Origin of the sequence: Aphanizomenon sp. CS-733/32 (assembly GCF_028330045.1) — a bacterium.
GTDB lineage: Bacteria > Cyanobacteriota > Cyanobacteriia > Cyanobacteriales > Nostocaceae > Dolichospermum > Dolichospermum gracile.
This window is the reverse complement of record NZ_JAQMSE010000200.1, coordinates 64943-86285: the sequence shown is the minus strand read 5'-3', so window position 1 is coordinate 86285 and position 21343 is coordinate 64943. Positions and strand designations below refer to the sequence as shown.

19 protein-coding genes are annotated in these 21343 nt (G+C 41.3%); 12 read left to right on the top strand and 7 right to left on the bottom strand.

Annotated elements, in window-relative coordinates; all coding sequences use genetic code 11:
- Positions 1-56 precede the first annotated feature (56 nt).
- On the bottom strand, positions 57-1808 hold the full coding sequence (locus PN471_RS16230; protein WP_271777731.1) for an ABC transporter ATP-binding protein: 1752 nt from the start codon (positions 1806-1808) through the stop codon (positions 57-59).
- A gap of 128 nt (positions 1809-1936) precedes the next feature.
- On the bottom strand, positions 1937-2623 hold the full coding sequence (locus tag PN471_RS16225; protein ID WP_271777730.1) for a hypothetical protein: 687 nt from the start codon (positions 2621-2623) through the stop codon (positions 1937-1939).
- 493 nt (positions 2624-3116) lie between these two features.
- Between PN471_RS16225 and PN471_RS16220 the strand changes: the two genes are divergently transcribed.
- The 6 genes from PN471_RS16220 to PN471_RS16195 all read left to right on the top strand — a co-directional run bounded on the left by PN471_RS16220 (position 3117) and on the right by PN471_RS16195 (position 6726).
- Entirely contained in the window at positions 3117-4016 is a 900-nt protein-coding gene (locus PN471_RS16220) for a DUF2382 domain-containing protein (RefSeq protein ID WP_271777729.1), read from the top strand.
- Between the two features lie 43 nt (positions 4017-4059).
- Positions 4060-4242 carry a CsbD family protein gene (locus PN471_RS16215; RefSeq protein ID WP_271777728.1) on the top strand — a complete coding sequence of 61 codons (183 nt, stop codon included), beginning with the start codon at positions 4060-4062 and terminating at the stop codon, positions 4240-4242.
- Positions 4243-4548: 306 nt separating this feature from the next.
- Positions 4549-5169: a general stress protein gene (locus tag PN471_RS16210; RefSeq protein ID WP_193895130.1), complete on the top strand. Its 621-nt coding sequence runs from the start codon at positions 4549-4551 to the stop codon at positions 5167-5169.
- A 14-nt stretch (positions 5170-5183) separates the two neighbouring features.
- Positions 5184-5654 (top strand): BON domain-containing protein, encoded by a 471-nt coding sequence (locus PN471_RS16205; RefSeq protein WP_271777727.1) that lies wholly within the window; start codon positions 5184-5186, stop codon positions 5652-5654.
- Between the two features lie 45 nt (positions 5655-5699).
- A complete protein-coding gene (locus tag PN471_RS23500) occupies positions 5700-6152 on the top strand; it encodes a CsbD family protein (RefSeq protein WP_442867162.1) in 453 nt (150 codons plus the stop codon).
- Positions 6153-6492: 340 nt separating this feature from the next.
- Positions 6493-6726: a hypothetical protein gene (locus tag PN471_RS16195; RefSeq protein WP_271777726.1), complete on the top strand. Its 234-nt coding sequence runs from the start codon at positions 6493-6495 to the stop codon at positions 6724-6726.
- A gap of 187 nt (positions 6727-6913) precedes the next feature.
- On the opposite strand, the gene PN471_RS16190 is transcribed toward PN471_RS16195, so the two are convergent.
- The 3 genes from PN471_RS16190 to PN471_RS16180 form a co-directional block, all read right to left on the bottom strand.
- Positions 6914-7375 carry a plasmid segregation centromere-binding protein ParR gene (locus PN471_RS16190; protein ID WP_271777725.1) on the bottom strand — a complete coding sequence of 154 codons (462 nt, stop codon included), beginning with the start codon at positions 7373-7375 and terminating at the stop codon, positions 6914-6916.
- Positions 7376-7380: 5 nt separating this feature from the next.
- The gene (locus tag PN471_RS16185) at positions 7381-8526 is read right to left on the bottom strand and encodes a ParM/StbA family protein (protein ID WP_271777724.1); all 1146 of its coding nucleotides are present in this window, start codon (positions 8524-8526) and stop codon (positions 7381-7383) included.
- Between the two features lie 292 nt (positions 8527-8818).
- Positions 8819-9901, bottom strand: a complete 1083-nt coding sequence (locus tag PN471_RS16180) for a Gfo/Idh/MocA family protein (RefSeq protein ID WP_271777723.1) — start codon at positions 9899-9901, stop codon at positions 8819-8821.
- Between the two features lie 573 nt (positions 9902-10474).
- On the opposite strand from PN471_RS16180, the gene queC reads away from it, so the two are divergent.
- The 3 genes from queC to patX all read left to right on the top strand — a co-directional run bounded on the left by queC (position 10475) and on the right by patX (position 13531).
- A complete protein-coding gene (queC, locus tag PN471_RS16175) occupies positions 10475-11170 on the top strand; it encodes a 7-cyano-7-deazaguanine synthase QueC (protein ID WP_271777722.1) in 696 nt (231 codons plus the stop codon).
- A 229-nt stretch (positions 11171-11399) separates the two neighbouring features.
- Entirely contained in the window at positions 11400-13187 is a 1788-nt protein-coding gene (locus tag PN471_RS16170) for an FAD-dependent oxidoreductase (protein ID WP_271777721.1), read from the top strand.
- A gap of 107 nt (positions 13188-13294) precedes the next feature.
- The gene (gene patX / locus PN471_RS16165; protein WP_228039358.1) at positions 13295-13531 is read left to right on the top strand and encodes a heterocyst-inhibiting protein PatX; all 237 of its coding nucleotides are present in this window, start codon (positions 13295-13297) and stop codon (positions 13529-13531) included.
- A 515-nt stretch (positions 13532-14046) separates the two neighbouring features.
- On the opposite strand, the gene PN471_RS16160 is transcribed toward patX, so the two are convergent.
- The gene (locus tag PN471_RS16160; RefSeq protein ID WP_271777720.1) at positions 14047-15108 is read right to left on the bottom strand and encodes a class I SAM-dependent methyltransferase; all 1062 of its coding nucleotides are present in this window, start codon (positions 15106-15108) and stop codon (positions 14047-14049) included.
- Positions 15109-15244: 136 nt separating this feature from the next.
- Between PN471_RS16160 and PN471_RS16155 the strand changes: the two genes are divergently transcribed.
- The 3 genes from PN471_RS16155 to hetR all read left to right on the top strand — a co-directional run bounded on the left by PN471_RS16155 (position 15245) and on the right by hetR (position 20552).
- The gene (locus PN471_RS16155; protein ID WP_271777719.1) at positions 15245-16501 is read left to right on the top strand and encodes an inorganic phosphate transporter; all 1257 of its coding nucleotides are present in this window, start codon (positions 15245-15247) and stop codon (positions 16499-16501) included.
- Positions 16502-17000: 499 nt separating this feature from the next.
- A complete protein-coding gene (locus PN471_RS16150) occupies positions 17001-19184 on the top strand; it encodes a DMT family transporter (RefSeq protein WP_271777718.1) in 2184 nt (727 codons plus the stop codon).
- A gap of 468 nt (positions 19185-19652) precedes the next feature.
- On the top strand, positions 19653-20552 hold the full coding sequence (gene hetR, locus PN471_RS16145) for a heterocyst differentiation master regulator HetR (protein ID WP_271777717.1): 900 nt from the start codon (positions 19653-19655) through the stop codon (positions 20550-20552).
- 94 nt (positions 20553-20646) lie between these two features.
- Here the strand turns inward: hetR and PN471_RS16140 are convergent, their stop codons facing one another.
- Positions 20647-21138: a hypothetical protein gene (locus tag PN471_RS16140; RefSeq protein ID WP_271777716.1), complete on the bottom strand. Its 492-nt coding sequence runs from the start codon at positions 21136-21138 to the stop codon at positions 20647-20649.
- Positions 21139-21343 lie beyond the last annotated feature (205 nt).

Here is a 21343-nt window from a genome sequence, read left to right as displayed (position 1 = left end):
TGCTAGTTTGTGATTAATACTACTGTTAATTATTACAAAAATTAATCCATTTTGGTTCAATGTAATAGTTCTTCTACTTGATGTTGATTCCACAAATTTTGATAAATTCCAGGCTGTTCTACCAGTTCTGAGTGATTACCTGTTTGCACGATTTTCCCCTGTTCCATGACCAAAATTCGGTCAGATGTGGCAGCAGCAGAAAGTTGGTGAGTAATAAAAATTACGGTTTTTCTTTTTGTCCCTGTAGCCAAATTGGTGAGGATTTGTGTAGCAGTTTGATTGTCTACACTGGATAGGGCATCATCTAACAGCAAGATGGGGGCATCAATTAACATTGCTCTGGCTAAAGCTGTGCGTTGTCTTTGTCCACCAGAAAGGGTAATTCCTCGCTCCCCCACTAAGGTTTCATACTGTTGGGGGAAATTCTGAATTTCTGCGTCAATTTGCGCCATTTTGGCGGCGTAAACTACGTCTGCTTCGGCGGAGAGGGGATCACCATAACGGATATTATTTTTGACGGTGGTGCTGAATAAAAAGCTATCTTGTGGTACGTAGGCGATCGCACCACGTAAATCACTCACAGCTATTTTTGTAATATCCAACCCATCTAAAAATAACTGTCCAGGCTGAATATCCAATAATCTGGGGACAGCATTCGCTAAGGTTGATTTTCCCGAACCAACCGGACCCACAATAGCTACTACTTCCCCAGGTGCGATTTGAAAATTCAGATGTTCTAAAACTGGGGTATTTACACCGGGGTAAGTGTAACTAAAGTTTACTGCTGTCAGTTCCCCTTTAATTTGGCTGGGTTCTACATGAATAGCGTCTGGTGTGTCTTGAATTTTCGGAGTCACGCTGAGAATAGTTTCTAAGCGGTCAATGCTCACTTCCCCCCGTTGATAAGCAGTAATAGTGAATCCTAATAAAGCGGTAGGGAAAATTAATCGCTCTACATAAATTAGCAAAGCCAGAAAATCACCAATGGCCAGAGTTCCAGAGGATATTCTGGCTGTACCTAACCAAATAATGATCAAAGAACTCAAACTTGCTAATCCACCAATTAGGGGAAATAGGGTATTGCGAGTTTTCGCCAATTTGAGGTTAGCGGTTAATAGCTGGTCATTTTTTTTGTTAAATGCTTGGCGCTCATTGTTTTCTTGGGCGTAAATTTTAATCAGCGCCATACCGCTCATATCTTCCCGTACCAGTTCACTAATTTCTGCAAGTTGTTCTTGGACGGCGGTTTGTTCGTTACGCAAGCGATCGCTAAAAAAATGCACCATCAAAAACATGAACGGGTACACTGCTAATGATGCCAATGTCAGTTCCACATTCAGAGACAACATGACGGGTAGTGTCAAAAGATAGGCAAATAAAGTATTTGCCAAACTCAACACAGCAAACCCTAGCAACCGTCTAATATTGTCTACATCACTGGTAGCGCGACTAATTAAATCCCCAGGAGTATTAACCGTAAAATAAGCAGGTTCTAATTGCAATAGGTGTTGAAAAATTCGCTGTTTCAAATCAAATTCCACCTGTCTTCCCACACCAAAGATCCACATCCGAGAAGCCATTCGCATCATCCACATAGCGGAACTAAGTAGGGCGATGAGAACTACATAATGGATCACTTGGGGAAAACTAAAATTCTGAGACAGAGTATCTACCCCTGAACGAATTAACAAAGGAATATATACACCCAGCCCATTGACAACTAATAAAGCAATAATACCGAAGACGGTTTCGCGCCAATAGGGGCGTAAATAAGCAGCGATTTTATCAAGTCTGTGAGATTTGGCCATGCCAATAATTATCTAACTTTTTTGTGTTGTGGAGTCAGGAGTCAGGAGTCAGGAGTCAAGGAGTCAGAAAGAAGAAGAAAGAAGAAGAAAGAGGAATTTTCTCCCCTGCCCCCTGCCCCCTGCCTCTTCTACGTGCGACCACGTAAGAAAACATAAATCTGATTGAGATAACTTTCCCATACTTGGGTAGTAAGTTGCAGGGTTTCTGCATTAGGAACAAAGTCTTCTACCCGTAATCCGCGGGTGCTGATTGCTTGAGGATTTTGGAGGAGATAGGAAGGGATATTCGCAGTCAGACTATTGAAAGCTATAGTCGGAGAATTTATCTCTACCTTACGTGGGATGATATTTTGCCCAATATCTGAGATTGTGAAATTAGGATTTGCCAGATCAAAGGCCACTAAGGTAGATGGGGCAGTTGGCCGATTGATGTTCATCCCCTCAACTGTAGCAACTGGTGATCTGACGAGGAAGTAAGCGATCGCTGGTGTGCTGGACAGAAGCAAAACCGTCAACGCCCATCCTAATAAAAAACCGCCCGGTTTATCAATACCACCGCCTTTGATTTTTTGAGCAGCTAAAAACAACATTAAAACCGAAGCACCCAAGGGCTTGAGTGGGAAGGAGATAAATCGCCACAACGAAGCCACCGCTGGTTCACTAGGATTGAGGAATGCTAAAGCTAAAACAACTATGACCAACCCTAAAAGAAATCTACCGACAAAAGTTACTGATGGATAGAATCTTTGAAACAAAGAAAAGGCTACAACACCAATTAAGAGCCATAGCAAAACCCGGCTTAACAACTGAAACATAAATTAACTCTCTAAATTTTTTAGCGCAGTCAGCCTCAAGGCCGCAGGAAGTGGATTAATTTTATCGTCAAGCTGACTTAAAAATATCTCGAACCTCACACCCAAAGATTACCGCCGTAGTGATTTTAGTGCAATTTTTTGACACTGAGTGTATTATTTGCGATTTTCCCTAAGAGGAATTTTTAAATTATTTGGTTATAAACGAACTTATACAATTTTAAACCAATATAGATTATGCAGATCCCCGACTTCTTGAAGAGGTCGGGGATCTGGCACTTTTCTACCACTCAGTTAAGAATCTCTGTCTATTGACATACCGTCATAATCAACCCTTTGATGGACGGTCTTAATCATAAAAATAACTAATGTGTACATATTAGAACTAATAGAACAGAAAAACTCATAATCCAATTGTACCAGGTTCTAATGTTGAGAATAATTTGATATTTGATGACATCAACTAATAGTGAAACTACAACAGCAGGAAAATAGTATGTCTCTTTTGAAAATCAAAGAATTTGATCCGAATTATCGAGAAAGTTTTGAAGGCAAAGACATCAAAGGAATGGGTGTCTATGCAACCGCAGATGAAAAAATTGGCACAGTCAGCGATATCTTAGTAGATGAACAAGGACATTTTCGCTATTTCGTTGTTGATTTAGGCTTATGGATTTTTGGGAAAAAAGTTTTGTTGCCAGTTGGTCGTTCGCGCATTGATCATACCTTAGAACGGATTTATACAGTGGGAATGACCAAACAACAAGCGGAGAATTTACCCGAATTTAATGAACACAAAGAAATTGATTATAACTATGAAGAACAAGTCAGAGGAGTATATCGTTCTGAAGCATTCTTAGAAAGTTCCGGTTCTGTAGATGCAGCCAGTTCTCGACCTGCGGGAGCTACTATGGTAGCCCCTCCCATAGCCCCACCAAGAAAGTCAGGTAACGGTAGCGGCTATGACTATCAACAAGAACCTAATTTATATGCCTTGAATAATCAGGATCATCAAACTTTCAAACTATATCAAGAACGATTAATTGCTAACAAAGTCCGCGCTAAAACAGGAGAAGTTATTGTTGGGAAACATACGGAAACAGAAAAGGCGCGGGTTTCAGTCCCCATAGATAAAGAAAGAATTGTCATTGAGCGAGTTACTCCTACAAATGCTGGAGAAACGGTGACTTTAGGTAGCGACAGCTTTGGTACTACAGAAGTGAGTCGAATAGAACTTTATGAAGAAACTGCGGATATTCATAAAGAAGCTTTCTTACGAGAAGAAGTCAGAGTTGATAAAGTTGTAGATCACGAAACTATTGAAGCGGAAGAAACTCTACGCCGAGAAGAATTGGATGTTAATACCCAAGAACATCCGAATGTGGAAAGAAGATAAAACCCAGATTTTGCAGTAGTAAATTTTCCATTAGGAACAGATTATGAGTATGAAAAATAGAGCTAAGGCAACTGCCAAAAACATTGAAGGTAAGGTTCAAGAAGCTGTAGGTGATTTAACCGGAGATCCAAAAACTCAAGCAGAAGGCAAGGAAAAACAAGCAGAAGCCAAAACTCGCCACGCCGTTGAAGATGTGAAGGATCAAGCCAAAGAAATGATCGAGTAGATGAACTAGTACAACACGGCGTAAATCAACCGACCATTCTCAATTGTTAAAAGTCTATACTGTCTTAGTTTTGACTTTTGACTTTTGACTTCCGCTCTGCGGTACTAGGCAGGGGCGAGGGAAATAAGGCTTTTTGATCTTTCCAACTAATTCTTACAGCAAGTTGTCATCAAACCCGGAACAAAAACCCCACCCCCAACCCCTTCCCCGCAAGCGATGAGGGGGCTAAGATGTACCTTATATGATTGGAAATCGCTGTAATTACCTCGTTACCTGCCACTGATTCCCTTTTGAGAGGATAAAGAAATGACCTTGATTAATAATAAACGAGCAGTGGGAGTATTTTCTAGTCACCAAGAGGTAGAAGATGCTCTGAATGAACTGCGAGATAACGGATTTGACATGAATCAGGTATCTGTGATTGCTAAACACGATGAAGACCTAAATCAGCGATACCAAATTGGTGAAACACAAGTTCAACCACAAATAGTTCAAGAACCAACGGAAACTCATGCAACCACCCGTGTAGAGGAAGGCGCGAAAACTGGAGTCGAGGCAGGAGGAGCAGTTGGGGGACTGACAGGGTTACTAATTGGGTTAGGAACTCTAGCAATTCCAGGGATTGGTCCAATTATGTTAGCCGGAGCAGCAGCTACAGCGATCGCTACTACTTTAGCCGGTGGAGCTATCGGAGCAGCAGTTGGTGGTTTAATTGGTAGTTTAGTAGGTTTAGGAATCCCTGAACATCGGGCGCAAATCTACCACGATTATGTAGTTGATGGAGATTATCTCGTAATTGTAGATGGCACAGAGGCGGAAATCCTCAGAGCAGAAACCATTTTCAAACACAGGGGAATGCGTGAATGGGAAGTTTACAATAGTCCAACTATCAGCCGTTCTGCCAACCCTGTTGTCTCTCGTGTGTAAAAGGGTTGCAAACTATGAAAGCAATTATGCCTTTTGTCCTCAGTAGCATTTTACTTCTGGGAACGGTTGCTTGTGACAATAAAGCCAAAACTAGCAGCAGTGCGCCAGATACTCTTGATAAAACTGGTGAAGTTCCCACAGACAAAACAATTCTAGCCAATCAAAAAGACGCAACTAGCCAAGTTCGTCGAGATCAACTCAACGCAGATATTCGCGCCCGTGAGCAACGCAATAACGTCACTGGAGGAAATGCAACTCGCGCTAATAGTGATCTTGCCAGTGAGGTTCGTTCTAAGTTGGAGGCGAATATCCCCTCTAGTCAATTAACTGTGGCTGCTAAAGATGGGGCGGTTGTCGTGGTGGGAAATGTCCAGACTCAGGAACAATTAAATAAAATTAATTCTCTTGCCAAAGCAATCAAAGGTGTCAGAAGCGTCAAAGTTGTAGTCAAAATTGTTCCAGCCGTACCCACTCCAAAACTATAACCGATAGTATTTATTAATTAACAACCTATAAATGAGGAGAATTTCATGAATCTATTTTCACAATTTCGCAAGTTTTTTCTCATCATTAGTTTAGTTTTCTGTCTGGGAATTTTCGCAGCTTTTACTGCTGAGGTTAGTCTTGCCCAGACTCAAATTGCCACAACTATGAATCGAGTCGAAGCCACAACTAAAAATGTTGAAGGTAAAGTTCAAGAAACTTTAGGTAATGTAACAGGAAACAAAAAAGATCAATTCATGGGCAAAGCCAAGCAAGCTGAAAGTAAAGTTCGTAACGCAGTTGAAGATATCAAAGATGCGACTCGGCAACAACAATTAAAGGCGGCGACCAAAAAGATTGAAGCTAAAACTGAAAAAGCCATAGATAATAGTATTGTCAACCCCAACTATCTACCTAGTGGAAAAACTAATGATATAAAAAGTGAATCTCGTAACCCAGCAAATAAAATGAAAGAAGAGGTTCGCAATACTTTTAAGTAATCCTGAATTAAAACTTATAGGTTGGGTTGACGCAAGGAAACCCAACATTTTTAGGATCTATAGGACTCCTATTTGATTTTGGATAGCTTGCGTGGCGTAGCCATACAAGACTCATTAGATGTCAATTCTGTCTTTCCTGTTCCCCGTTCCCTGACCACACAAGTAAATTCACAGAATCAAACCGGATTCCTATAGTTGCTGTAAATTAACCAGAAATACAATTATTTTTAACATTCATTGCTATTTAGGGCTTGCTGAAAAAGTTGTCTGTGAGGGCAGGCAAGAGGCAAGAGTTTGGGCTATCTGTTATCCCTAAATTTTGTGATTTATTCAACCCAAAATGCACGCTTTTGGGACTATCTCCTTCAACAATCTTACACCTATTTTCTTTTTTAGCAGACTCAAACCTTTGATATATATAGGTCTTGCATTTATTCAGCAAGCCCTATTTATGGGGATTCATATGGTGAGGCTCTGGGATGTGAATATGGGGCAATTTTGGCAGGAATTTGACGGACATTCTCGTGCTGTGAGAGCGATCGCCTATAGTCCTGATGATAAACTATTAGAGTAGCTCTAGGTGCTACTAATGCCAATAAAATTTAGAACAAGCTTATTCTAATCTTGTTACTACGAAAATGCTTTTAATTTTTACACAAAATATCCCACCCATAAGCTATTTCGGCCTTATTGGTGGGACTTAGGGTAGTTTAGTTAAGGGTTTTTCTTAAAGTCAAAACCAAGAAAAACCGAGTCTTTTCTTAAAAATCATCAAGAAACTGACTAATGCGATTAATTACAGGGTCTATTTCTTGAGGTATGGCTTGCGCCTCGTTAACGCTATCAGGAGGAATATAAGTAGGTGGTTGCTGATTCAGGATAATTGCCAACTTTGCCACTTGTTGAGTAAGTTGCATCATTTGACTTTCTATCGCCTCCAAACGATGAGACTCCCTCGCCAAAAAACGTTCCTCAAAACCAGTCATTTGATTTTGTATCTCACCGATTTTTTGTTCAACCGTAGTTATATTTGCTGTCTTAGAAGCTGTTTGTACAGGTTCTGGGACACACAAGAATTTCCAGAGAGCCTCCTTACACAGGTCACTGAAAGTTTTATCTGGCTGTGTCTCTAAGGAGTTTTCCACCTGCGCTAACAAACTCTCATCAGCAATGTCTGGATTGAATGTAACGGATTTAACTACCTTTTTTGACCATTGGAACATCAGTTTTATGACCTAGCGCGAACAGCAGCAGATAATTGCGCTTCTCCATAAATATACTGCCCCAAAGCATTAGCTTGCCGAGAAGGTGCAGCCAAGTAAGCGTTGATTTTAGCTTCTTTGAGTAGACGTTGGACATCTTCCCAGAAAAACTCTCCACCACCACCTGTAATCATCACATCAGTTACCCGCTCTGGCAACCACGCTAACACACGAGAGCAAATTTCCCGGGAAAACTGCTCTGTTAAGTTAGGCAGAAAATCATCTAAATTGGTGGGCTTACTAGCACCTTTGGGACGGTAAAAGCGATCGCCTTTAGGCTTATTAACCGCAGAAATCAGTGCCAATGATTGACTATCAGCACCTTGTATTTCCGCAGCTACCAGTTCATAAAACTTGCTCATCCCAAAGTCTTCACTCTTAGAAGCAGCCCTGGCAAAGCGGAAATTATCCACCATAATCATATCAATGGTTTGATGGCCAATATCCACAATCCCCACAGATATTTTCGTGAAATCAGGAACTGCTGTTGCTTTATTAGGTTGAGTTTCTGACCACAGCAAACTACCATATCCTTCGGGCATTACCCAGACTTTGGCAATATTCAAAGTTATGGATTCACCCCGGAAATTTACTATATGCGGCCCAGTTACCAAGCTAGTTAACTGTGCCTTTTCTCTTTCAAATTGTTCCAAAGATAAGAAAGGCAGCCCCAGAACCACGTAAATTTCATCCTTGAGCTTAAAGTAACCCGCAGATGATAAAACTTTGACTAAAGCATCTTCTACCTTAGATTGGCCAACGCCAAGATTAGCTCCAAAATCGGCAGCTAATTGACCTACAGCATAGCCACTACCTTGATATTCCAGCCACAAATCCATCAGGGGGTCAGTAGCCTTAGCTTCAAACACACCACCGCGAATTTGCTCAATTGATGTTTGCTTGACATTAGAAGGTATAAAAGCCACATTTGCGGGTTCACGACTCACACAAGTCTTTGTGGAGGTTCTCCCTAAATCAACACTGAGAATAGTTTTACCCGAAACATTGCCTGGCTTTGAAGATGCAGTATTCATGGGTGTGGATGCTGTAACTCGGTTCATAGGAATGGCAGCGGCATTCATTGGAGTGGCTGCGGAGGGTTGGTCTGTCATGAAATCTCCTCTGTAAAAAGTTATCATGCCCATCTTACAAAAAGGTGAGCTACAAAAAATTTTAGGTTGGGTTAAGTGTAACTAGAAATACGTCAAAATTCATAACAGGCGATCATTAATTTTTTATGATTTAGTATTTCTGATGTCAGTTTTAGGAAATGTCAAGCTTTTCTTTTTTCTTCCTCCTCTTGACATCCAACCACAGGGGGTTGCCCCTACCACTCCTAACCTCTCATATTGGTGGGAGAAAAATTATTAATTTTCCCCCACTACCAGTTTTAGCTAAATGTTGCTAAATGGTTGATGTTAAAGATTGGACTCTTGATTCCGAAGACCACTCTAATGGATTCCAAACTCTCTCTTCTAAAGCCATTTGCTCAATTAGACTAGCCAAGCGTAAAGCTTTGAGAGCTTGTTCACCACCGACAGAAGGCTGATTGCCACCGCGAACACAGTTGACAAAATGGTCTAACTCTGCACTGAGAGGCTGAACATTCGTGGTATAAACCTTTTCAATTAAACCATCTTGTCTATATAAGACTTTTTGATGGTCAATCAGAGGGTTGATAGGAGTTTGCCGATGTACCAAAATCTCATTATTGAGAAAATCTGCTTCTGTCAATGAATTTTTACAATGGGCAACTAAACGGCGAATTTTCCGATGGGTAACTTTACTGGCTGTGAGGGTAGCAACAATCCCATTCGCAAAACCCAAGGTAGCCGTTACATAATCTAAATAACCTGAGTCTAAAGAACGAGTCCCACTAGCAGTCAGTTTCACCACTGGTGAGGCGGCTAATTCTAGCAGTAAATCAATGTCATGGATCATTAAATCCAGCACCACGGAAACATCATTCGCCCGCGCTGAATAAGGACTCATCCGGTGAGATTCCAAAGCCAAAACTTCCTCGGTTTTGAGGACCTGACTAAGTTCCCTAAAGGCGGGATTAAATCGTTCTATGTGACCAACTTGCAAAATACACTGGGATTCAGCGGCAGCATTAACTAGAGATTCTGCCTCGGAAATACTAGCTGCTATCGGTTTTTCAATTAAAACATGGATTCCTGCCAACAAACAGTTTATACCCACTGCATAATGTAATCGTGTCGGTACAGCCACACAGATGGCATCTATATGGGGTAGTAAGTCGCAGTAATCTTCAAAAAACCGGACTTTGTATTTGCTGGCAGTTTCTAGCCCACGTTCGACATTAATATCGGAAACGCCGACTAATTCCACATCTTTCATGGAACTCAGTACGCGGGTATGATGTTGTCCCATGTTACCAACCCCAATTACGCCTATGCGAATATGGTGCGGCTGGCTGCGCTGTGAATAAAGATTTGGCTCTGACACTGATATGCTATCTTGCACTATTGTTCTCTCCTCAACCACCAAATTTAGAGACGCTACGGTCGTTGGCCTTTATACTTAAACGCCAGGTTTGATTTGTCTTAAACCATCCAGATGGTAACATAGTGATTATCTTTATGAAGAATTTCAAAGTTTGGGTTCAGTTCCCGCCATCTGGTAATCTTTTCCGCTAACAGTTGTTAATTATCCTGTTTTTATTCATCTATTAGCAAAATAATGTGCTTTTTCTTTAACTCTGTAATTTTTGTAACCCTTGACAGAAATTGTCAGGTATGTATTTAGGAAATTAACTAAATTAAATACATACTTGGTTTTTATAGCGGTAAATTAATCACCCTTTCTATAAGTAAAATTACAAGTCATTACATAGTTAATACTCAGAGTATAATGTTTTAGGCGATTTATACAATTAATGTTCTCATTTCTGAGAGTCTTTTTGGACATATTTAATTTTTGTTGGTTGTATTTTGTTAATTTTCCCATCTTTTGGATGCAATTTATGAAGGAATTGGTAATTGCGAAAATTTCCCTCTCCTCCTGCTATTTCTTGATCTCCCATTTCCTCTTCTGAATATGAAAGCTGTAATTTTGTTGTCTGGTGGTTTAGATTCTTCTACTGTTCTTTACCAAGCAAAGGCTGATGGCTGTGAATGTTACGCTATTTCTTTTAATTATCAACAGCGTCATAGCAAAGAGTTGCATTCTGCTTCTATGGTCGCTAAGGCGGCTGGAGTAGTTCAACATCAGGTGGTCAATTTTGATTTACGACAATGGGGTGGTTCAGCGCTAACAGACAACAAGATTGATTTACCGGCAGGGCGATTCCTGCGGAGTGCTTCGCTATCGCTTAACGAAATGGCAGATAATATTCCTGTTACCTATGTTCCTGCCCGGAATACCATCTTTTTAAGTTTTGCTTTGGGCTATGCTGAAGCGATCGCCGCCCAAAGAGTATATATTGGCGTTAATGCCCTAGATTATTCCGGCTACCCAGATTGTCGTCCTGACTATATCCAAGCCATGCAGCAAGTTTTCCAGTTGGGGACAAAACAAGGACGCGAGGGAGAAGCTATTGAAATTATCGCCCCATTAATTAATTTGAAAAAGACAGAAATCATCCAGCTAGGTAATCAATTAGCAGTACCTTGGGAAATCACCTGGTCATGCTATGCCGGTGGTGATTCAGCCTGCGGTGTCTGTGATTCCTGTCAATTGCGGTTAGCAGCCTTTGCCGAATTAGGTTTAGAAGATCCCATTGATTATGTTTAAGCTGTCACGCATTTGAGAATAGGGAACAGGTGACAGGTGACAGGTGACAGGGAACAGGGAATAGGGAACAGGGAATAGGGAATAGGTGACAGGTGACAGGGAACAGGGAATAGGGAATAGGGAACAGGTGACAGGGAACAGGGAATAGGGAACAGGTGAAAAACTATTTTTCTTTCTTCTTTCTTCTTCCTCCTGAACTCCTGACTCCTAGCCCTCACAGACAACTTTTATGGCTTACGCCACGCTTCGCTATCAGCAAACCCTACTTAATCCTATGAATCAAATCTATACAACCGATGTCCTAGTCGTTGGCGGAGGCACCGGCGGAACTGCTGCGGCTATCCAAGCAGCGCGACGAGGTGTAAACACTATCCTCGTGAGTGAATTTCCCTGGTTAGGAGGAATGCTCACCTCAGCAGGTGTATCAGCGCCAGACGGCAACGAATTACAAGCCTGGCAAACAGGACTATGGGGGGCTTTCTTACAAGAATTACGGCGCAGACAACCGGGCGGATTAGATAATAGTTGGGTCAGTTTTTTTACTTATGACCCGCGGATAGGTGCAGAAATATTTGCCGACTGGGTACGAGAATCACCTAACCTGGAATGGATTTCTGGACAAGTTCCCTTAGAAGTATTGCGAACCCAAGACAGGATCACAGGTGTACGCTTTGCAGACTTTACCATCAACGCCAAAATCATTCTCGACGGCACAGAATTAGGAGACCTATTAGCTTTAGGAGAAATCCCTCATCGTTGGGGTTGGGAACTACAATCAGAATGGCAAGAACCCAGCGCACCAACAAATTTTAACGCCCTCACCCAAACCTATCCAGTCCAAGCACCAACCTGGGTAGTAGTCATGCAAGACTTTGGCGAAAATACCGCCCCAGAAATTCTCCCCGCCCCCAACTATAATCCATCCCAGTTCATAGGAGCTTGGGACAACTATGGTCCAGAAAAATTCTTGAACTATGGACGCTTACCAGCAGATCAATTTATGATTAACTGGCCTATTGCGGGCAACGATTACTGCCAAAATGCCAATCGGTTGTTAGATGTAGGGGAGAAAAAGCGCGAATTTATGCAAGAATGTTATTGGCATAGTCAGAATTTCGCCCATCACATTCAAAGTCAGTTAGGTAGGCGTTACGGATTAGCAGAAAACCTGTTTCCCCATGTTAACTCCGCCTTTGCTCTCCATCCCTATTATCGGGAAAGTCGCCGCCTAGTGGGCTTGACAACTGTTTCTGAACGGGATATCTTGCCCTTAGCCAACAGCAAAACCGCATTACCCTTTCATGATGCCATCGCCGTCGGTAACTATGCCAACGATCACCATTATCCCGGTGTAGGGTTCCCACTGCAACCTAAATCTATCCGTTGGGGTGGAAGATGGACAGGAACACCCTTCACTATCCCTTATCGCGCTATCGTCCCTGCCACCATAGATGGTTTGCTAGTTTGTGAAAAAAACATTTCCGTTTCCCACATCGCCAACGGCGCTACCAGACTTCAACCAGTAGTCATGGGAATTGGACAAGCGGCAGGTATGGCAGCTTGTCTTTGTATTATGCTAGAATGTCAGCCCAGGGATTTACCAGTGAAGAGTTTGCAGGCTGCATTACTGACGGATGACGATGCACCTAGCGTAATTGTTCCCTTGTTTAACTTATTAACTAATCATTCCGATTGGTTGTACTGGCAAACTTATTATTTAGACCATCCAGAAGCTTATCCTGGTGATGGTAACTGCCCTGGTATTGTGGTGAGACCAGATAATAAATTAAACCTCAACTGCTTTACAGGCAAATTCCAACGACTAGGTGAGCAAAATTACCAATTTAATATTACAAACGAAACCAATTTTACTACAACAAATTGGCAGATTGTGACTTTGATACCTGATATAGATCAGCAAATACAAGGGTTACCCCCGGAAAAGATACTTAAGATTTGGGGGCGGCCAAATTTGTCTGGGAATTGGTTACTTGTTGAATATATTGAAGAAGTATAAAATGAACATTTATTCAGTAAAATACAATACTTTTTTGCAAATTTTCCGGATAGACATATAAGAGTTAAGTATTAGTGAAGTAGAGAGTTCTAAAATAGACATCTACTATGCGTGCTGCCATTTCACTTTTAGTATCGAGTCTGGTATTTGGCTCCTTAGCTTTTAACTGCGAAGCAGTACAGACTCATTTTTCCGCTCTGTCAATGGCTAAGTCCGATTACCAGCTGTCACCTTTGGTGTTAAACCAGAGTTTCGACCTGGCTGATAACTCCAAACCTAGCCCCAATCAACCCGAAAAGCCCAATCCTCATCGAGGTAGTGGTCGTAGAGGATTAGATGGATAAGTTGGCAATTTCAGTTCTGTTATTCAATCGTTGGAGCGCAATACCTGCCAACCCAGAAATGATGTTACCGGATTATTGGATCTTTTAAATCCTACATACCACTTCTTGAATTGAAACGATATAGGCAGTTACAGCACTACACTTGTTTGATTTTATCGTTTGTAAATTTCTCTTTGACTGACACCAGATATAGATAGTTACAAGCACTATATCTTTAATCAGTTGCATGGCTCTCGCGTCATCACGCAAGCTATCAGTATTGCCATTTCTCTGCTAAAAACATAGACAGTTACAGCACTTCATCTCTCGAAAATTGTTGAATATTTCATCAAAACATCTGGTAATTGCTCAAACCTTGGCGTGTATTGGTGACCAAGGCACTAATACACTACCCATCTCACCTGTGGTAATCGCGTCCGGTAGACATTGGACGTTAATAGGTGATAATAATTACCGGAAGTGAGGGTACAGAAAACTTTTCTTAGTTATCAACCGTCATTGTGAATGCTGAATCTCTAGTAACTTGGCTTGTGAGCAATCCAATATTTACTTACGAAGTGAACTTGGGTTTCTATTTGCTCAAATCCCGCTTTTTCTAACCGCCCTACCAGGTTATCTGTAATGTAATGCTTGTAATAAGGTTCATGAAAAGTCTCTGAGAAGTTTTTGACAACTAATTCCATCTCCGGTACATCATTTGCCTGGATAGAATCACAGATAATAAAAATGCCTCCTGGTTTTGTGACCCGAAAACATTCTGCAATGACAGTTTGACGAACTGCCGCTGGTAACTCATGAAACAGAAAAATACAAGTTGTACCATGAAAATAATTATCTCGATAGGGCAATTCTTCGACATTCCCTTGTACGAGTTGCGGTAATTCTCCAGGAATTTGGGATAATAGTTCGTTGGCTTTCCGCAAATAGGCTGGGGATAAATCTATACCAAATAAAGATACGTCTGGTAAAGCTGCTCTGATTAACTTCAGTGTTCGTCCAGTACCACAAGCAATATCTATGACTCGGAGTTGTGCCTGGGGAATATGGTCAAATGCTGTCAGTTGGGATTTGAGAGGACAGAGGATGCGTCTTCTCATGGCATCAGTTGAGCCACCAAACAGAATTTCCACCTGTAAGTCATATAAATTGGCGGACAGTTCACTCAAATAGCCATCTGTTTGATAATGGAAGTTCTGTACATAGTAGCTGGGATAGTTATCTGTGGCTATTTCCTGGGAAAATTCTTGATATCTCCGGTTTTTAATACTTTCCCAGATATTTGGTAGGTCTAAGCATATTAATGGATAGTAACGGAAGAAATCTTCCCAAGAATTATCAAATAATAAATTTTGTGGATACACACCTGCTTGACTATCTTCCCAGTCTGTTGCCAATAACTGGTTGATGCTGTCTTGGAGTTGTGTGAGCAATTTCGGGGATAAAGGACTGATATTTGGCTGAAGTGATGGATAAATTAGGTTTTTGATCTGTGAACTTACGGTTTTGTGAGCAAAAGCAAAGTAATTCTTCCCTGATTGCAGGGCTTGGTAGCTTGATTTTGTGAAAATATCAAACATAGATAAAAGATAAAATTAGGTTTTGTTGATTGTGTCGAGTTTCATGGCTCGTCCAGATTTTTATAGCCAAAAAAATGGAAAATGTAAATCATTCATGACAATTTTTACCTGTTAACAGGTGTGAATGGTTTATTTTATGGAACTGCAAACTGCGATAGTCGCTCTTTTAGTCTTCTATGTCGCCTGGAATTTGGGTGCAAATGATGTTGCTAATGCGATGGGAACTTCTGTGGGTTCTGGGGCTATTACTCTCAAACAGGCGATCATGATTGCTGGGGTGTTAGAGTTTCTTGGTGCTGTCTTGTTTGGACAAGAGGTAACGTCTACCCTCGGCACGAAAATTGCGAATCCGGTTTTATTTGCGACGATACCACAAACTTTAGTGATGGGGATGATTTCGGTACTGCTCACGGCTGGGATCTGGCTACAAATTGCCACAGCTAGGGGTTTACCGGTGTCTTCGTCTCATGCCATTGTGGGAGCGATCGCTGGCTTTAGTTGGGTAGCATTGGGAGTAGAAGCAATAGATTGGTCATCCATTGGTTTAATTACCATAGGCTGGATTTTAACACCAATAATTACTGGAGCGATCGCCGCTAGTTTGTATAGTCTGATTCAACAATGGATTTTTAACCAACCCCAACCTCTCTCTCAGTTACAAGAATGGATTCCCTGGTTAAGTACATTGCTATTGAGTGTATTTGGTATTATTGTCCTGCCAACAATCACTCAACCTTTGAGCCAGTTCTTACTTACAGAGGGAAAAATTAATATTCCTGCCCACGACATTACCCTATTTATCGGTGGCATCGCCATATTGTCCCTAACCTTGATCAGTTGGCGACAATTGGTAAATAGTCAAATTGAAAATAAAATTCAAGGATTATTTGCCAGATTTCAAGTGCTGAGTGCTTGCTTTGTGGCTTTTGCTCACGGTTCTAATGATGTTGGGAATGCGATCGCTCCTCTAGCAGTAATTGCCTACATTAACCACCAAGGTCAAGTTCCCCGCGACGAACTCCCCATTCCCCTGTGGATTCTGGTTTTCGGTGCGATCGGCATTGTGGCAGGATTAGCAGTTTGGGGTAGAAAAGTTATTACCACCATCGGCGAAAACATTATTTCCTTAGAACCTAGCAGCGGATTTTGCGCCGAACTAGCCACAGCCATCACTATCTTATTAGCTTCCCACTTAGGTTTACCTGTTTCCACCTCCCATGCCCTTGTCGGTGGAGTTGTGGGCATTGGACTGGTACAAAACATCAAATCAATAAAATTTGCCACTATCGAAAATATCGCCGCTGCTTGGTTGATTACCATTCCCATCAGCGTCGCCCTGAGTGCCACTATTTTTACCATTATCGGAATTTTCAAAGCACTAAACTGGCACTAGTACCGCCGTGAAGTCAAAAGCAATATTGGGCAAGCTTTTTGGCGATTAAGAATGGTTGATTTATTTACGCCGTGCGGCACTAGTACCGCAGGGCGGAAGTCAAAAGTTAAAAGTCAAAAGTCAAAACTAATGTACAGTAGGCTTTTTGGCGATTGAATATGGTTGCTTTATTTACGCCGTGATGTACTAGATAGGTGGACATGAAAAAACAAAATATGTTATGTAACAAACAGGGGAATCTGCCAAAATCTATTCCCTGTTCCCTTCTATAAGTTAATAGTCTCCCATCATGATGGTAACTATCAAGCAATTGATATTCCGCACGGATTTGATGCTGGTAGTTAGGTATTCATTTGTAAGGCTTTTATAAGTTAATTAAATTGATAAGTTGAGTGAAATTGTTCAGTTTCCTGTCTTTTCTCAAGGAAACTTAATACAGGTGTTGTTCGCACGGAGTGCTGAGTAACTTAATCATCAAGGTGTTAGAGGCTAGAAACCGATGGGGCGATTTGAGAAGCGACCAGAAAACCCACGCATTAGAGGTGAGCTATCCAGAGCCGCAGAAAATGCTCTATGGGATGTAGTTGAAGATCTAGAAAATCTTCAACAAAATCTGCTGAGGTCGTTGCAGGAAGACGTAAAACGGCTAGAAACTCAAAAAAATCGCTTATCTGGCGATATTCAAAGGTTAATTGAGGAAAAAGAAAATCTCCAACAATCACGGCAAATTACTGAACAGCAGGTATTAATCCGCCAATTAGCAGAAGTTTTAGCCAAACATATATCTTCCCAATTACAATCCTCACTGAAAACTTTAGCTACTCAAGCCCTAGAGCATGACTCCTCTGATCCATCTGCGCTGCAAAATACTCAATTAAACAATAATGCTATTAATGAAATCGGACAGAATGTCACTAATATGCTAGGCAGTCTGGATGATACGGTAACTGTTGCCTTTAATTCACTATTACAAGAACTTAAAAACTATCAAGGTGATCTTTCCCAACAGTTGTCACGGATGTATAGCCAACAGCAGCAAGGGGAAGCGATACTAGCAGAATTTGTCAGTCGTCTGCGAAGTGAAGTAGAAAAAAATCCAGATGCTAACTCCGTCAAAACAACAACAGGCGGCGCACCTACAGTTTTACAACTATCTGAAAATCTGCGTAGCGAAGCCATAACTCATCAAAATGGTTCTTCGGAAAAATCTCCACAAAGAATCATGGTTGAACCGGTGGCTTTGATTCCTCATGAATCAGCACCCAGTGATTCTACATCAGCCGCCAATGCGGTTATATTATCTTCACCAATAGATAACACTCCTAAACCCAGTTCTTTCGTAAGTTCAGATTTACCAACAGTTATACCGGACAACAAAACATCTGAATCTAGTTCTTTCGTAAGTTCAGATAGATCATCAGAAGATCCAAATTCTGAACTTGGTGCTATTTTGACTTCTAAGGTATTAACAGCACCTTCTCTGGGAGATGCAAAACCTGAACCACTTTCTGTTTTAACTCCTAATTTACCCACAGGAAGACCGCCAACACCAAAATTAAGACGGGAAACAACTCCTAGACAAGCAACAACACCTAAACAACCAATCATACCTAAACAACAAATAACTCCCAAACAACAAAGATCCCGGACATTTCCTAATTGGTCACAGTTGCAGATAGGTTTCCTGTTTATTGCTTTATCTACAGTGGTTTCGTCTCTTTACAACGTAGCAATTAAAGCGATTTTCTTTACGGCTTCTAATCCTTTGGGAGGATTGCCAACACAGCAGTTAATCTTTCCGACATTGGGGAATATTTTCTTGATTTTGATGCTACGTTTATTAGTGGTTGTGCCATTAATGTTACTTTCATCGCCTATATTACATCCTCCTATTTGGCAAGAATTAGAAAATTTATTTGCCTCGTTCAAAGCCAATGCAACGCCTACTGAGAACAAAACTAAACAAACTCTATTTTTGTCAGTAATTAGCGGTTGTTTATTATTTTTATCCCAGGTATTTATTTACATTGCTATTGGTGAAGTCAGAACAGGAATGGCGATCGCTCTTTTCTTTATCTATCCAGTTATGAGCGTGTTTCTGTCCTGGTTTCTATTTCAGGAACGTCCTAATCTACTAGTTACTGGAGCAATGGCAGCAATTTTTTGCGGTGAATTATTAGTTTTAGGTAGTCAGTCTACAGGGGTGAATAACACCTCATTAGGCAGCACCACAGCCATTCTATCCGGGGTATCATTTGCAATTTACGTCATTCTCACCAGGATATGTGCTACTAAACTCAAGTTACATCCCGTATCTTTGACTTTAATTAACTTCACCACCATGTTGTTATTAAGTTTTATCTGCTTAATAATTCCATTACCCGGTAATTTAGGTTTAGCAATTAGCTCATCTAATGTCCTTGAACTGGTATTAAGTGCGTTTATATTAGGTGTTTTAACTTTGTGCAGTTACTTATTCAATAATTTTGGCATTCGTAAACTAGGGTCTCCATTCTCCTCTTTAATTGGAGCTACAGTCCCGATTTTAACGGTAATTTTCGCCGGGATCCTGCTGCAAGAATCTCTAGATATTGTCCAAGTCATCGGAGTTATCTTAGTGACCCTTGGTGCAGCGAGTATTGGCTGGAAAAAAACACCTAATCAGCTACAACCATCTAAATGAGTAGGGGGAGTTGGGGGAGTGGAGGAGGTTGGGGGAGTAGGGAGGGGAGTGGGGAATTTTCTTTTTTCTCTGACTCCTGACTTCTGACTCCTGTTATATAGAGTTATCAGCAAAAAACTTCTGGAAAACTTCTTGGAAAAATATATAGATATTTCAGGAATAGGCAGTTATAATGAGTCCTTAGATACAAAACGAAAATCATCTAACGTTCCTCCGTCCTATGCTATACCCCCTGCATCCCAACACCCTGAGTATCTAAAGTCTTTGAGTCATACCAGGGGAAGGGGTTAGCTAGTCTGATAGGAGAAACTGTCAATTTACACCCTCAATATTTACCGCCTAAAAATTCCCGAGTCAAACAGTAATTTTAGGTTTAGATTTAAAATATTTGTATCCAACTGGGTGTATAATCCGTAGTTTGATTTCAATATCACACTTGTAAACAAGCCATTTATCCGTCTGTAGAATATGACCAACGACATCGATCTGATCAAGCGTCTTGGACCTAGTGCGATGGATCAGATCATGCTTTATCTGGCCTTTAGTGCTATGCGTGCAAGTGGCCATAGGCATGGAGCATTTTTAGATGCAGCCGCAACAGCAGCCAAGTGTGCAATTTACATGACCTATCTAGAGCAAGGACAAAACCTGCGAATGACCGGTCATTTGCACCATCTTGAGCCAAAACGAGTAAAAATCATTGTTGAAGAAGTCAGACTTGCTTTAACTGAAGGCAAACTGCTCAAAATGCTAGGTTCACAAGAACCGCGCTATCTGATTCAACTTCCCTATGTCTGGATGGAAAAGTATCCTTGGATACCAGGAAGATCCCGCGTCCCCGGTACAAGTTTGACCAGTGACGAGAAAAAACAAATTGAGCAAAAGCTCCCAGCCAATCTTCCTGATGCCAAATTAGTTACCTCATTTGAATTTATGGAGTTAATTGACTTTCTCCATAAGCGATCGCAGGAAGACCTACCCCCTGGCCATCAGATGCCCTTAAGTGAAGCATTAGCCGAACATATTAAGCGTCGTCTACTGTATTCAGGAACGGTAACACGCATTGATTGTCCCTGGGGAATGCCCTTTTATGCTCTCACCCGTCCGTTCTATGCTCCAGCCGATGACCAAGAACGTACATACACAATGGTCGAGGACACGGCCCGGTATTTCCGCATGATGAAATATTGGGCAGAGCGCAAGCCAAACACAATGCGGGCTGTGGAAGAATTGGATATTCCACCTGATTGGATTGAGCCAGCAATGGAGGAACTAGATGAAATTATTCGGTCTTGGGGTGATAAATATCACAAAGAAGGCGGAGTCCCAATGATATTACAGATGGTTGTTGGTAATAAAGATGAATAGAAAACAAAATTTTTATGTTGCGTAGGGTGGCATATTTACCAACCCTACGTTGTAAATCTATTTACTCATGGGAGTTGAGGGTCAAGGCGAAAGTCTACGGTTTGGGGTTAAAACCCAATGGCTTTGTAGACACAGCACCAAAACCACTAGATCCTTCACTGGCACTAATACAAGTATTTAATGCCTGTGCGGGACTCAAATCAATTTCCCGACGTAAACCAACTACACACTCAGCAAAGGTTACTGGTAACAAACTGCGACCACAGGATGTTAAGGTAGCTACATTTTCTGGATCCTGATAACTTTTACTAATGGTAACTACACAGGTTGCTAAATCCTGTGGATTGCGAGCCTGACGACAGGAAGAAAGGGCATCCACAGGTGTGATTTGTGTACGCTTATGAATTTTTACTACACATGAAGATAACTCTCGTGGGCGGATTGTTGAGGCACAACTTTGAGATGCTGATGTAGCTGTGACTCCTACACTCAATAGTTGAGCAGCACAAACTCGATAGTCATTATTGTAGGAATCGGTAACAGCTAGAGTAGGTAAACTACCGATTAGTAATCCACCTATAGTCATAAATGATGCTGTAAATCCTCTGAAGGAATAATTGTTTTTTTTGTTCCCAAAGTGACTCATTTTTTTTTCGCTTGTTAACATAACCGGTTTCGATTCCACCAAGGTTATGCTACCGTAGAATCTAGTCCCAATTTTCTACCATCTAGGAATGTCGGTGCTTTTCCCCAAAAATTCACCGAAAAGTGGTGAATTCAACGGATTGATT

Coding starts and splice junctions, on each gene's coding strand:
- PN471_RS16185 (WP_271777724.1), bottom strand. CDS start 8,526: ATGACAGACCAACCCTCCGCAGCCACTCCAATGAATGCCGCTGCCATT.
- PN471_RS16140 (WP_271777716.1), bottom strand. CDS start 21,138: ATGACTATAGGTGGATTACTAATCGGTAGTTTACCTACTCTAGCTGTT.
- PN471_RS16220 (WP_271777729.1), top strand. CDS start 3,117: ATGTCTCTTTTGAAAATCAAAGAATTTGATCCGAATTATCGAGAAAGT.
- PN471_RS16155 (WP_271777719.1), top strand. CDS start 15,245: ATGGAACTGCAAACTGCGATAGTCGCTCTTTTAGTCTTCTATGTCGCC.
- PN471_RS16170 (WP_271777721.1), top strand. CDS start 11,400: ATGGCTTACGCCACGCTTCGCTATCAGCAAACCCTACTTAATCCTATG.
- PN471_RS16190 (WP_271777725.1), bottom strand. CDS start 7,375: ATGTTCCAATGGTCAAAAAAGGTAGTTAAATCCGTTACATTCAATCCA.
- PN471_RS16150 (WP_271777718.1), top strand. CDS start 17,001: ATGGGGCGATTTGAGAAGCGACCAGAAAACCCACGCATTAGAGGTGAG.
- PN471_RS16230 (WP_271777731.1), bottom strand. CDS start 1,808: ATGGCCAAATCTCACAGACTTGATAAAATCGCTGCTTATTTACGCCCC.
- PN471_RS16215 (WP_271777728.1), top strand. CDS start 4,060: ATGAGTATGAAAAATAGAGCTAAGGCAACTGCCAAAAACATTGAAGGT.
- PN471_RS16195 (WP_271777726.1), top strand. CDS start 6,493: ATGCACGCTTTTGGGACTATCTCCTTCAACAATCTTACACCTATTTTC.
- PN471_RS16205 (WP_271777727.1), top strand. CDS start 5,184: ATGAAAGCAATTATGCCTTTTGTCCTCAGTAGCATTTTACTTCTGGGA.
- PN471_RS16210 (WP_193895130.1), top strand. CDS start 4,549: ATGACCTTGATTAATAATAAACGAGCAGTGGGAGTATTTTCTAGTCAC.
- queC (WP_271777722.1), top strand. CDS start 10,475: ATGAAAGCTGTAATTTTGTTGTCTGGTGGTTTAGATTCTTCTACTGTT.
- patX (WP_228039358.1), top strand. CDS start 13,295: ATGCGTGCTGCCATTTCACTTTTAGTATCGAGTCTGGTATTTGGCTCC.
- PN471_RS16160 (WP_271777720.1), bottom strand. CDS start 15,108: ATGTTTGATATTTTCACAAAATCAAGCTACCAAGCCCTGCAATCAGGG.
- PN471_RS16225 (WP_271777730.1), bottom strand. CDS start 2,623: ATGTTTCAGTTGTTAAGCCGGGTTTTGCTATGGCTCTTAATTGGTGTT.
- PN471_RS23500 (WP_442867162.1), top strand. CDS start 5,700: ATGAATCTATTTTCACAATTTCGCAAGTTTTTTCTCATCATTAGTTTA.
- hetR (WP_271777717.1), top strand. CDS start 19,653: ATGACCAACGACATCGATCTGATCAAGCGTCTTGGACCTAGTGCGATG.